Genomic DNA, 12263 nt, shown 5'->3' on the forward strand with positions numbered 1-12263 from the left:
TGGGCGGAACCGGTGTGCGGGGTCGGGTCAGGGCAGGCTGATGGTCTGGTTGTAGACGCCGGATCCGGGGCTGCTCTCTCCGAGCAGCTGGTAGGTGGCGGTGACGCTGGCGGTGCCCGGGCACAGGAAGTTGCTGCCGGACAGCTTGGGGGCGCTGGCGTTGTTCAACGCGATCTGGAACTGGTTGTTGGCGGCGACGGGCCGGGCGGGGTTGGTGCCGTTGTAGGCGTTGCCGGTGACGTTGCCGCCGTAGATGCAGGTCACGCTGCTGCCGAGGATGCTGACGACGGCCCGGATCCGGAAGCCGGCGAGGGTCGCGGTGCCGTCGCGTCCTCCGGGGACCGCGGTGGAGGAGGTGATGTTACCGCCGGTCCAAGGCAGGTTCTGGGCGGTGACGGTGGCTCCGGAGCAGGAGCTGAAGCTGGCGGCGCTGACGGTCAGCGCGCCGCTGGAGGCCAGGTTTCCGGTGAGGGTGGAGGAGGTGCAGCTTCCTCCGCCGAGCGAGGTGGTCACCGAGGCGGTGCCCAGCAGCGAGGCCTGGACGTTCCCGGCGTAGAGCGCCGAGGCAGGGCTCGCGAGGGCCAGGGCGGTCGCTCCTGCGGCCGTCACGGCGGCGAGTGCGTGGAGGGTTTTCATGGGGCCGTCTCCTTCGAGGGGGGCGGGATGAGAAGCCACCATGAACGTAAAAAGCGACAAATGTTACGTCAATAGGTGAAAGTTCTTCGGCTCTGGCCGGAAGGTGACACAGTTTCATGTTTGTCGGGCGGTGGAAGCGGAACGGCGCCTCGCACCGAGAAAATCCGGGCGAAACGCCGTCCCTGGAGCGGTCAGGTCATCCCTGCGGCCCTGGTGACCCGTTCGCCACAGGGCTCGGGCGACTCTGAGCGGGCGGGAGGGAGGGTGGCGGCGAGCTGGTCGCGCAGCCGGGTGAGCCTGGCGATCTCGGCGTCGAGAGCGGCCAGGCGGTTCATGACGACAGCGGGCGTGCCGGAGCAGCGTTCTCCCGGCAGGGCCTCGACCAGGAGGTCGAGCCGGGGCGCGTAGCTCCGGACGTCCTCGACGGTGAGCCCGAGGGAGAGCATTTCCCGGATGACCCGGATCCTGCCGACGTCCTGCGGACCGTACACGCGCTGGCCGTTCGCGGTGCGTCTGGGCAGCGGCAGCAGCAGGCCGCGCTGCTCGTAGAACCGGAGTGCGCGCGGTGTGGTGCCCGCAGCCGCGGCCGCGTCCCCTATCCGCATCGGCTCTTCCTGCTGCGCCAAGCTCCCTACACCTCCACGAGAACGGTTCCGTAGTAGCGTCCGTCGATCAGATCGTGCAACGCCTGAGGAGCGTCGTCCATGCCCCGCACCCGGACGTGGGGGAAGACGATCTCGCCGGAGCGCAGCCATCCGCCGAAGCGCCCGGTCCACTCGGCCCGCCCGTCCGGGTCCTGGCCTCCGCTGAAGCCCGTGACCGTGATCTGCTTGAGGATGAGCCGGTAGGAGTCGATCTCGACGGGGGCGGCGGCGCCGCCCCCGGTCTCGGCGAGCTGTCCCGACAAGGCGCCGACCAGGACGAAGCGCGCGTGCTGCCGGGCAGCTCCGACCGCCGCTCGCAGCTGCTCGCCGCCGACGGTGTCGATGAGGACGTCGATGCCGTCCGGGGCGGCCTCGGCGAGCTGCTCGCCGATCGGCTCCGCGCCCCGCAGCACGACCGCGTCATAGCCGAGCTCGGTGATCATCCGGGCCGCCTTCTCCGGCGAGCCCGTGCTGCCGATGACACGGCCCGCGCCGAGCAGCCGGGCGATCTGCCCCGCGAGCCCGCCGACCCCTCCGGCGCCGCCGGTGACGAACACGGTCTCTCCGGGCCGGAGCGCGGCGGCCCTGGTCAGCGCGGCGTAGGCGCTCCAGCCCTGGTTCAGGTGGGCGGCGGGATCGGGCAGCGCGTCGCCCAAGGGAAGCGCCTGCTCCACGGGAACGACCGCGTACTCACGCCAGCCCTGCCAGTGGGAGACCAGCTCGCCGACGGCCGGACCGTCATCGCCCGGTGCCGCGACGACTTCACCGACCGCCGGCCCGAACAGGGTGTCGCCGGGCAGCAGCGGCGGCAGCGGAGTGTCCTTGGCGGCACCGCCGATCAGGGTGCGCAGCGCCGCCAGCACGGCGAACCAGCGGTTGCGGACCAGTACCTCGCCCTCCTCGGGGACGGGCAGGGGCGTTTCGACGATCGCGAAGTGCTCCGGCCGGGGCAGCCCCTCGGGCACCGAGATGAGCCGGACTTCACGGGACGAGCGCGGCAGCGTCATGACTTCTCCTCAGCGGCCCTCCACGGTCCTTCCGGAAGAGCGCCGAAACGGTAAACCCTGACCCGCGCGTCAGGGTCAAGTCCTTCGTCTCGCCGGGGAGAAAGCGGAACGGCGCCTCGCACCGGGAGACCCGGGCGAGACGCCGTCCACGTCGCGGCGCGGTGTGCGGGGTCGCCTCTCGGCGATAGGCACAACGCGGCTCCAGCCGAACGGTATTCCGCGAAGGCGATAGGTGAGGCCCGGGGACACCGAGCACACCGGCCACGTCTTCCACAACAGAACCCTCCCGGCAGTTGTTCCCGGGGCCCCGAGGATTTCCCGGCCGGTACGCTCGCCTGATGGAGCTGGATCTTCTCGACGGGCGGAGCGGGCAGGTCACCGGCGCGTTCGCCGGACCGCTCCCCGAGGCCCGCAACCCCTACCTCGTCTACCTCTCGGGGCTGCGCGGCGTGGAGTCGGCCCGCACGATGGGCGGCTGCCTGGACCGCATCGCCCTCCTGACCGGAGCCTCCGGGCAGGACCGCCCGGGTCTGCTCTTCCCCTGGCACCTGCTGCGCTACGAGCACACCTCGCTGATCCGCGCGACCCTCCTGCGCCAGATCAACCAGGCGGGCGAGCCCTGGTCCCCGTCCTACCTCAACAAGCACCTCTCGGCCCTGCGCGGAGTGCTCAAGACGGCGTGGCGGCTGACGCTGATGACCGCGGAGGACTACCACCGCGCCCGCGACGTCCCCAACGTGACGGGCTCGCGCCTGCCGGCGGGACGGAGCCTGGCCGCCTCGGAGTTCGTCTCCCTGCTGCGCACCTGCCTGGCCGACCCCGCCCACGCCGGAAGCCGCGACGCCGCGCTCATCGCCGTGCTCTACAACACCGGCATGCGCCGCGCCGAGCTGGCGGCCGCCCGGATCGAGCAGTACGACCCCGGTTCGCGCCTCATCCGGGTGGTGGGCAAGCGGGACAAGGAACGCGCCGCGCCCCTCAACGAGCCGACCGCCGTCTACCTGGGCCGGTGGCTGGCGCTGTACGGGGCGCGAACGGGTCCGCTGTTCCCCGCCCTGCACCGCAGCGGAGCCCTGTTGGACCGTCCGCGCCCGATGACGCCCGCCGCGATCGGGCAGCTGCTGAACCGGCGCCGCCTCGCCTCGGGGCTGCCCGCCCTGACCGCCCACGACTTCCGCCGCACCTTCATCGGCGACCTTTTGGACACCGGTGCCGACCTGGCGACCGTCCAGGCGCTGGCCGGGCACGCATCCCCGGTCACCACCTCCCGCTACGACCGGCGGCCCGAGCGGGTCCGCCAGGAGGCGGTCTCCCGCCTGAGGATCCCGGCCCCCGACGAGCTGTGAGGCGGGTCCGGGGCGCGCCCGGCCCCGCACCCGCCCCGGTCGCGGCGGCGTGAGCTGCGAGAATGCCCGTATGAGGGAACTCAAGACGACCGAGTACTGGCTGTCGGACATGGACGGCGTCCTGACGCACGAGGGGACGCCCATCGCCGGGGCGGCGGACTTCCTGGCCAAGGTCGTCTCGTCGGGCAGACAGCTGCTGGTGCTGACGAACAACTCGCTGTACACCCCGCGGGACCTGTCGGCCCGACTGGACGCGGCGGGCCTGGACGTCAGGCCCGAGTGGATCTGGACGTCGGCGCTGGCCACCGCCAAGTTCCTGACCGACCAGCGATCCGGCGGCACCGCCTACGTCATCGGCGAGGCGGGGCTGACGACGGCGCTGCACGACGTCGGCTACATCCTGACCGACCTGAACCCCGACTACGTGGTGCTGGGGGAGACCCGCAACTACAGCTTCGACCAGATCACCCGGGCGGTGCGGCTGATCGAGCGGGGCGCCCGGTTCATCTGCACCAACCCCGACCCCGTGGGCCCCACGCAGGAGGGATCGCTTCCGGCGTGCGGCGCGGTCGCGGCGATGATCACCAAGGCGACCGGGGTGCAGCCGTACTTCGTGGGCAAGCCCAATCCGCTGATGATGCGCAGCGCGATCCGCCGCATGGGCGGGCACAGCGAGGCCGCCGTGATGATCGGCGACCGGATGGACACCGACGTGGTCTCGGGGATGGAGGCCGGCATGGAGACGGTGCTGGTGCTGTCGGGGGTGACCCGGAGGCACGAGATCGAGCGTTTCCCCTACCGGCCGTCCTACGTCTTCGACTCGGTGGCGGATCTGGTCGGGATGGTGGAATGATTCTTATCCTCGGTAGTATATTTCACTACAAAAATACCGAGAGAAAAGTACTTGTTAGTACTTAATAACGATTCCAGGGAAATGACCGCTCTTTCCTTTCTTATCGCTATATCCTCTCAGGACGCTGACGGCCACAAGACTCCGTCCGGGCTCGCGCGGGAGCTCGGACGGGCCCGTTTTGAGAGAAAGGACCACTGATGTCCAATATTGACCAGTCCCTCAAAGAGATGATGGCCATCGACGGCTCGATCGGCGCGGCGATCGTCGACTACGGAAGCGGCATGGCACTGGGCGTCATGGGCAACAGCAAGGCGCTGGACCTGCAGATCGCGGCGGCGGGCAACACCGAGGTCATGCGCGCCAAGATGCGCACGATGGAGCAGCTGTCACTCAACGACACCATCGAGGACATCCTCATCACCCTGGCCCGGCAGTACCACATCATCCGCCCGCTGTCGGGGCGCAACGGACAGGGCCTGTTCATGTACATGGCCCTGGACCGGGAGCGGGCCAACCTGGCGCTGGCCCGCCACCACCTCAGGCGCATCGAGGAGAACACCGAGGTCTGACCGCGACGGCGCTCAGAAGATGTCCGGGCACCAGGGGCGGCGGGACGTGCGCAGCAGCGTGTCGGCCGCGAACGCCGCCCCGGGACGCTCCTCGGCGAGCCGGCCCAGCGCCGCCAGCCTGACGGCCGACTCGTCTCCCAGGTAGAGGCTGCCCAGCGCGGCCGCCGGGAGCGTGAGGTCGGGGGTCCGGCCGGTCGGGACGCAGGAGGCGCCGTCAGGGCCGGCCTCCAGCAGGAACCGGCCCGAGGCCAGCCCGTCCTTGTCCTGGACGTCCAGGACGACGGCTCCCTCGGCCTGGTAGGAGCGGGCGGTCAGCATGGCGGGCACGTCCAGGGGCCGCAGCCACAGGTGGTCGGAGCAGGCCGTGGGCGTGACGGCGCGGGCGTCTCCGACCAGCAGCGGCAGCAGGTCGTCCGGAGCGCGTGAGGGGGCGTTGATCGTCGTCACCCAGTCGACCGAGCACAGGTAGTGCCACAGGGCCCGCTCGGCGGCGGGCGTGGCCGCCAGCAGGTCCTTGACGTCCAGGACGGAGTCGGGGACGCCGTTCTTCCAGACCTCCCGGCCGGTGTAGGCGACCAGCCCGTCGACGGTCCCGTCCTGCGCCAGGTACAGCGCGCAGTACGGCTCCTGCCAGACGGACTCCGTCAGCCGGTACTCGCCGGTCGCCCTCTTCCACCACGTCGGCGGCCGGGTGACCATCCCGTGCCGGATCCGGCGGACCCGTTCGTGCAGTTCCGGGCCTTCCCGCCCGATCCTCTCCAGGTCGGCCAGCACGACCCGGCCTCCGTCGTCGGGTTCCGCGGGCAGGCCCGGTCGGGCGGCCCTCAGCGTGTCGATGCGGAAGTCGGTGAGCCAGGTCGCGGGCCCGTACCCGAATCGCCCGTAGATGGGGTATTCGGCCGCGATCAGGGAGGACATCGCGTCGCCGCTCTCCTTGGCCCGGCGCAGGTACGGCTCGATCATGCGGGTGAGCAGCCCGCGGCGCCGGTGCGTGGGGGAGACCGTCACCCCGCTGACCACGGCGGAGGCGAGGAATCGGCCTCCGGGGACGGTCACCTCCTGGGTGAAGCCGCGGAAGGTCGCCACGCATCGGCCGTCCTCGAAGGCCCCCCAGGTGCGGGAGGGGTCCATGGCCTCGCGCAGGTAGGCCAGGTCCTGCTCGCCGACCTGCGTTCCGCTCAGGTATCCGATGCTGCGGGCCCGCCACCACCGGGTCAGGTCCTCGTCGCTCTGCTCTACCAGGCGGATATCCACGCCCATCTGCTTCCCCTCTCCCGGCGGTCGGTACAGCTCACGCTATGCCGCCCGCGGGGAGGAGCGAAAAGGGTTTTCGGCGCTCACGCCCTCTCAGAATCCGGTCTCCTCCGGGGAGGCGGGGACGTGCAGGAGGCTGAGGAGCTTGCGGCGCAGGGCGCCGAAGCCGGGGGCGTCCACGGCGCGGGGCCGGGTCAGGTCGACCTCGATCTCCTCGGCGATGCGGCCGGTGTCCAGGACCAGGAGCCGGTCGGCGAGCAGCAGCGCCTCGTCGACGTCGTGGGTGACCAGGAGGGCGGCGAAGCCGTGGTGGGCGTGCAGGCGGCCGAACAGGGCCTGCATCCGCAGCCTGGTCAGGGCGTCCAGCGCGCCGAACGGCTCGTCCAGCAACAGCAGGTCGGGTTCGCGGACCAGGGCGCGGGCGAAGGCGACCCGCTGGGACTGGCCGCCGGACAGTTCCGCGGGCCAGGCGCGGCTGCGGTCGGCCAGGCCGACCTCCTCCAGCGCGGCGGCCACCCGCTCCTTGACCGCGTCGCCGCGCACGCCCAGGGCCACGTTGTCGGCGACGCGCTTCCAGGGCAGCAGGCGGTGCTCCTGGAAGACGACGGCCTGGGAGCCGGAGGTGGTGAACTTCCCGGAGGCGTCCTGGTCCAGGCCGGCCAGGATGCGCAGCAGGGTGCTCTTGCCCGAGCCGCTGGCGCCCAGCAGGGCGACGACCTCGCCGGATCCGATGGCCAGGTCGATTCCGTCGAGCACGACGGCCTCGCCGAAGACCCGCCGGATCCCGGTGGCGGTCACGAGGCCCGGAGTCCGCGTCTCCACGACAGCACCTTCCTTTCAGCCGTGCGCAGGGCCAGGTCCGACACCAGTCCCAGGAGCGCGTAGACGAGCAGTCCCAGGACGACGATGTCGGTCTGGGCGAAGTCGCGGGCCTCCATCATCATGAATCCCAGGCCGCTCTGGCCGTTGACCTGCTCGCTGACGACGAGGCTGAGCCAGCCGCTGGCGAAGGCCAGGCGCAGCCCCAGGAACAGCGAGGGGGTGGCGCCGGGCAAGATGACGTGGCGGATGCGCTCCCAGGTGTTGAGCCCGCAGGTGCGGGCCGCCTCCACGAGGCGTTCGTCGATGTCGCGGATCCCGGCGTAGGTGTTGAGGTAGATCGGGAAGAACGCGCCGAGGGCGACCAGGGAGATCTTCAGGGACTCCCCGATCCCGACCCAGATGATCAGCAGGGGGACCAGGCCCAGGTGCGGGAGCATGCGGGCGGCCTGCACGGTGGGGTCGATGAGGTCGTCGCCGATACGCAGCAGCCCGGCGGCGGCGCCCAGTACCAGGGCCAGGACGCCGCCGATCAGCAGTCCGCTCAGCGCGCGCTGCACGGACTCCATCAGGTGCAGGCCGAGGGTGCCGTCGGCCGACAACCGCCAGGCGGCGGCCAGGACGGCGCTGGGCGGGGAGAGCTTGTCGGGCGAGAGGACGCCGGCCTGCGCGGCGCCCTCCCATCCGGCCACCAGCGCGAGGGGGGTGATGATCTTGCGGATTCGCACCGGTCGACGCCTACTTGAGCAGGTCGGCGAAGCGGTCGTCGATCCGGCTCCTGATGTCGACCTTGCCGGGGATGAGCTGCAGTTCGGTGAACCCGTCGGCGATCTCCTGGAGCTCGTCGCCGATGGCGGCGTCGACCGGGGCGAGCGGCTGGGCGCTGCGCTCCAGGGCGCGGCGGGCGACGTCCTCCTCCAGGCCGAGTTCGGGGGCGAGGACCTTGACGCGCTCCTCGGGGTTGGCGATGCCCCAGTCGGTGGTCTCGCGGTAGACGCGCACGAACTCGCGGATCAGGTCGGGCTTCTTCTCCAGGGCCTCGGGGGAGGCCAGCAGGTACTCGCGGTTGTTGGCCAGGCCGGTGGCGTCGGCCAGGATCTGCACGCCGGGCCGCTCGGCCAGGGAGAAGTAGGGGTCCCAGATGATCCAGGCGTCGACCTGGTCGTTGTCGAAGGCGGGGCGGGCCTCGGCGGGCTTGAGGTACTTGACGTCGAGGTCGGTGATCTTCATGCCGTTGGCCTCGAGCAGCTTGACCAGGAGCCAGTTGACGTTGGAGCCCTTGTTGAGGGCGACCTTCTTGCCCTTGAGGTCCTTGAAGGTCTTGAAGCCCTTGTCCTCCTTGACCAGCACGGCCTCGCCCTTGGGCACGGGCTGCGAGGTCGCGATGATCTTGAATTCGGTCCTGCCCGCGAGGGCGAAGATCGGCGGGGCCTCGCCGGTCTGGCCGATGTCGATCGCGCCGGCCTTGAGCGCCTCGGTGAGGGCGGGGCCGCTCTCGAACAGCGACCAGGCGGCGTCCGGAGCGGCGTCGCGGGCCTTGACCAGGCTCTGGCCGCCGAAGCGCTGGTAGCCGACGCGCAGCTTCCCGTCCTCGGACCCGGCCTTCTCACCGCCCCCGCAGGCGGTGAGCGTGCCCAGCAGGGCGATCGTGCTGACGAGGGCGAGGGTGAAGCGGCGCATCGGGGGGTGCTCCTTGGTGGTGCGCGGACCAGACGGCGGCGAGCATACACATAAATCCTACTGGATTACTAGGATTTATGTCTGGTTTGCACCTGTCCGGAGAGCGGTCAAGACTCCGCAGGGGCGCGGATGGGGCGGAGGGGGCCGGGAAGGAGCAGTGAAAGGTCCCTGTCGTCCGGTATCGCGAGGAAAATCATGAGAATCTCGATGCGACCGCATCAGTTCCCGGCCCGCCTGTCCGCCGGACTGGTCATCCTCAACTCGGGGATGGGCAAGCGCTCCGCCGACCAGGCGGCGGCCGAGGGCGTGCACGGCATGGCGGTGGGCGCCTACCCCTTCCTCAAGGACCAGGATCCGCGCCGGTTCGTCCGACTGCTGTCGAACGGCGAGATCGTCATCGGCGCATTGCTCCTGGCACCCTTCGTCCCCTCGCTGGTGGCCGGGGCGGCCCTCACCGCGTTCGCCGGCGGTCTGACGGGCCTGTACCTGCGGATCCCGGGCATGCGGGAGGAGGGGAGCCTGCGCCCGACCCAGGCGGGCCTGCCCCTGGCCAAGGACGTGTGGCTGCTGGGCATAGGAATCAGCCTGATGCTGGACGACCTGCACGACAGGTGAGCCCCGGGGCCCGGACGTTCCGCACCGGCGGCGCGTCCGGGCTCCCGCGTGAACCCCTTCAAACGCCGTGTGGATAAATTCCGTGCCATTAATTGCCGAGAGATCGGAATTGTGGTTCTTTACCACGATTCCGGCATTCCGCCCTTTGCACATGGGAACAATGGAAGGCGAGCGTTGATACTCGCAAATAGGACTTTACTGTCCTGATGTGTGCGACTGATTCGAATTCGGATTTCAGTTTGTGCGCGGCACCTGCGCATCCTCGGGGAGGGGCTTTGCTCGTTCACATGGTCTCCGAACACGCCAGTCCGCTGGCGACTCTGGGCGGAGAGGACGCGGGAGGGCAGAACGTCCACGTCGCCGCGCTGGCGGAGGCGCTGGCGGGGCGCGGGCACGAGGTGACGGTCTTCACGCGCAGGGACTCGCCGGGGCTGCCGCGGACCGTGCGGACCCGGGGGTTCACCGTGGAGCACGTCGACGCCGGGCCCGCGGAGCCGGTGTCCAAAGACGAACTGATGCCCTACATGCCGTACTTCGCGGAATTTCTGGCACAACGGTGGACGGAAGACCTCCCCGACATCGTCCACGGACATTTCTGGATGAGCGGCTGGGCCGCTCTGAGCGGAACGGCCAGGCCCGGCGTCCCGGACGTTCCGGTCGTGCAGACCTTCCACGCGCTGGGCGTCGTCAAGCGCCGCCACCAGGGCGGCGCGGACAACAGCCCGCCCGCCCGCCGACGCCTGGAGTCGCTGGTGGCGCGCCGCGCCCACACCGTCATCGCCACCTGCACCAGCGAGGCCGACGACCTGCGCGCGCTGGGCGTGCACCCGTTCCGGCTGGAGATCGTGCCGTGCGGGGTGGACCTGAGGCTGTTCCGGCCCGACGGCCCGGCCGCCGGGCGCAACGGGCGGTTCCGCGTGCTGAGCGTCAGCCGCCTGGTGCGGCGCAAGGGCCTGGACACCGTCCTGGAGGCGATGGCGCGACTGCCGGAGGCCGAACTGCTCGTCGCCGGCGGCCCCGCCCGCCGCGACCTGGACCGCGACCCCGAGATCGCCCGCTGGAGGGCGGTCGCCGAACGCCACGGCATCTCCGACCGCGTCGTCTTCCTGGGCGGAGTACCGCACGAGGAGGTCCCGGCGCTGATGCGCTCGGCCGACGTGGTGGTCGGCGTGCCGTGGTACGAGCCGTTCGGGATGGTGCCGGTCGAGGCGATGGCCTGCGGCACGCCCGTGGTCGCCTCGGCCGTCGGCGGGCACCTGGACACCGTCGTGGACGGAACGACCGGCCTGCTGGTCCCCCCGCGCGACCCCCGGGCGCTCGCCGGCGCCCTGCGCCGCGTCCTGGACGCGCCCGGCTGGTGCCGCACCCTGGCCACCGCCGCGGTGCGCCGGGCCCACTCCCTCTACTCCTGGGAGCAGGTCGCGCAGGGGACCGAAGCCGTTTACACCAAGGTGGCCGACCGCGCCGCCGTGCCGATGGGGGAGGCCAGGTCATGATCGACAACCATCTGACCCGTCTGGAGACCGCGCTGGCCCAGGTCCGCGGCCAGACCCCGCTGCTCCTGCGGTGGGGACGCCTCCTGGCCGAGGAACTGCGCTCCGGCGCGCGGCTGCTGGCCTGCGGCAACGGCGGCAGCGCCGCCCAGGCCCAGCACCTGACGGCCGAACTGGTCGGCCGCTACGAGGCCGAGCGCCGCCCGTTCTCGGCGCTGTCCCTGCACACCGACACCTCGGCGGTCACCGCGATCGTCAACGACTACGGCCCCGACGAGCTGTACGCCAGGCAGGTCCGCGCGCACGGGCGCCCCGGGGACATCCTGCTGGCCCTGTCGACCAGCGGCACCAGCCGCAACGTCATCGCCGCGGCGCACACCGCCGCCCGGGCGGGACTGCGCACCTGGGCGCTGACCGGGCCCGCGCCCAACCCGCTGGCCTCCGCCTGCCAGGAGTCGCTGAGCGTGGACGCCCCGGCGACCTCGACCGTCCAGGAGGTCCACCTGGCGGTGGTGCACCTGCTGTGCGCGGTCGTCGACGAGCGGGTGCGCTTCCCGCACAAGGTGGTGGTGCGGGCATGAGGGCCGGACCGCTGGTCGTCATGGGCGACACGCTGCTGGACGTGGACCTGCAGGGCACCTCCGAACGGCTGGCCCCGGACGCGCCCGTGCCCGTGGTGGACCTGGCCGTCGAACGCCCCCGCCCCGGAGGCGCGGGGCTGGCCGCCGTGCAGGCCGCGCGCCTGGCCTCCTCGCGCGAGGTGGTCCTGGTGACGGCGCTGGCCGACACCGACGACCCCGACGCGCTGACGCTGCTGGAACTGCTGGAAGGCCGGGGGGTGAGGGTGGTGCGCCTGGCGCTGAGCGGGCGCACGGTCCGCAAGACGCGCCTGATGGCGCACGGCCGCCCCCTGGTCCGCGTGGACCGGGGGGACGGGCGCCTGCACGGCCGCACCGGCCTGCCCGACGCCGCGGCCTCGGTGGTCCGGGAGGCGGGGGCGGTGCTGGTGTCGGACTACGGCCGCGGCGTGGCCGCCCACCCCGTGCTGCGGGCGCTGCTGGAGGCGCTTCCCGCCGAGGCTCCTGTGGTGTGGGATCCGCATCCGCGCGGCGCGGTGCCCGTCCCGGGGGCGCGCCTGGTGACGCCCGACCGGCAGGAGGCCCGCGTCCTGGCCTCCACGGCTCCGGCCGCCCGTCCCGGCGGCTACGCCCAGGCCGCCACGGACGCGGCGGCGCTGCGGGCCCGCTGGAGGGCCACCGGGGTGAGCGTGACGCTGGGCGAGCACGGCGCGCTGCTGTCGACGGGCGACCAGCCGCCCGTCCTCGTGCCCGCGCCGCACGTGCCGGG

Annotated in this window: 13 protein-coding genes and 1 pseudogene; 7 read left to right on the forward strand and 7 right to left on the reverse strand. The window is 71.6% G+C overall.

Going from position 1 to position 12263, the window contains the following annotated elements; genetic code table 11:
• Positions 1–27: 27 nt before the first annotated feature.
• The 3 genes from ABD327_RS29995 to ABD327_RS30005 form a co-directional block, all read right to left on the reverse strand.
• Positions 28–636, reverse strand: coding sequence for a hypothetical protein (locus tag ABD327_RS29995; RefSeq protein WP_344455342.1), 609 nt, complete (start codon positions 634–636; stop codon positions 28–30).
• Between the two features lie 191 nt (positions 637–827).
• Positions 828–1262 (reverse strand): MerR family transcriptional regulator, encoded by a 435-nt coding sequence (locus ABD327_RS30000; RefSeq protein ID WP_344455344.1) that lies wholly within the window; start codon positions 1260–1262, stop codon positions 828–830.
• 5 nt (positions 1263–1267) lie between these two features.
• On the reverse strand, positions 1268–2287 hold the full coding sequence (locus tag ABD327_RS30005) for an MDR family NADP-dependent oxidoreductase (protein WP_344455346.1): 1020 nt from the start codon (positions 2285–2287) through the stop codon (positions 1268–1270).
• A gap of 338 nt (positions 2288–2625) precedes the next feature.
• Between ABD327_RS30005 and ABD327_RS30010 the strand changes: the two genes are divergently transcribed.
• The 3 genes from ABD327_RS30010 (at position 2626) to ABD327_RS30020 (ending at position 5055) form a co-directional block, all read left to right on the forward strand.
• Positions 2626–3633, forward strand: coding sequence for a tyrosine-type recombinase/integrase (locus ABD327_RS30010; RefSeq protein WP_344455349.1), 1008 nt, complete (start codon positions 2626–2628; stop codon positions 3631–3633).
• Between the two features lie 70 nt (positions 3634–3703).
• Entirely contained in the window at positions 3704–4486 is a 783-nt protein-coding gene (locus ABD327_RS30015; RefSeq protein ID WP_344455351.1) for an HAD-IIA family hydrolase, read from the forward strand.
• Between the two features lie 197 nt (positions 4487–4683).
• A complete protein-coding gene (locus ABD327_RS30020) occupies positions 4684–5055 on the forward strand; it encodes a hypothetical protein (RefSeq protein WP_344455353.1) in 372 nt (123 codons plus the stop codon).
• A 12-nt stretch (positions 5056–5067) separates the two neighbouring features.
• Here ABD327_RS30020 and ABD327_RS30025 read toward each other — a convergent pair whose 3' ends face one another.
• From ABD327_RS30025 to ABD327_RS30040, 4 genes are all read right to left on the reverse strand, one after another.
• On the reverse strand, positions 5068–6315 hold the full coding sequence (locus ABD327_RS30025; protein ID WP_344455356.1) for a GNAT family N-acetyltransferase: 1248 nt from the start codon (positions 6313–6315) through the stop codon (positions 5068–5070).
• Between the two features lie 87 nt (positions 6316–6402).
• Positions 6403–7131: an ABC transporter ATP-binding protein gene (locus ABD327_RS30030; RefSeq protein ID WP_344455358.1), complete on the reverse strand. Its 729-nt coding sequence runs from the start codon at positions 7129–7131 to the stop codon at positions 6403–6405.
• Positions 7104–7856, reverse strand: a complete 753-nt coding sequence (locus ABD327_RS30035; RefSeq protein ID WP_344455360.1) for an ABC transporter permease — start codon at positions 7854–7856, stop codon at positions 7104–7106. Before ABD327_RS30035 ends, ABD327_RS30030 begins: the two co-directional genes overlap by 28 nt.
• 10 nt (positions 7857–7866) lie before the next feature.
• Positions 7867–8808 (reverse strand): aliphatic sulfonate ABC transporter substrate-binding protein, encoded by a 942-nt coding sequence (locus ABD327_RS30040; protein ID WP_344455362.1) that lies wholly within the window; start codon positions 8806–8808, stop codon positions 7867–7869.
• Between the two features lie 195 nt (positions 8809–9003).
• Here ABD327_RS30040 and ABD327_RS30045 point away from each other — a divergent pair, with 195 nt between their 5' ends.
• The 4 genes and pseudogenes from ABD327_RS30045 to ABD327_RS30060 all read left to right on the forward strand — a co-directional run.
• Positions 9004–9423, forward strand: a complete 420-nt coding sequence (locus tag ABD327_RS30045; protein ID WP_344455365.1) for a hypothetical protein — start codon at positions 9004–9006, stop codon at positions 9421–9423.
• Positions 9424–9710: 287 nt separating this feature from the next.
• Positions 9711–10919, forward strand: coding sequence for a glycosyltransferase (locus tag ABD327_RS30050; RefSeq protein WP_344455367.1), 1209 nt, complete (start codon positions 9711–9713; stop codon positions 10917–10919).
• Positions 10919–11497 (forward strand): D-sedoheptulose-7-phosphate isomerase, encoded by a 579-nt coding sequence (locus tag ABD327_RS30055; protein ID WP_425547256.1) that lies wholly within the window; start codon positions 10919–10921, stop codon positions 11495–11497. Before ABD327_RS30050 ends, ABD327_RS30055 begins: the two co-directional genes overlap by 1 nt.
• A pseudogene (locus tag ABD327_RS30060) lies at positions 11494–12263 on the forward strand (D-beta-D-heptose 1-phosphate adenosyltransferase); the annotation flags it as partial. The gene ABD327_RS30055 and the pseudogene ABD327_RS30060, both read left to right, overlap by 4 nt.

This window comes from Actinocorallia aurantiaca (genome assembly GCF_039533685.1).
In the GTDB taxonomy this organism is placed as follows: Bacteria; Actinomycetota; Actinomycetes; order Streptosporangiales; family Streptosporangiaceae; genus Actinocorallia; species Actinocorallia aurantiaca.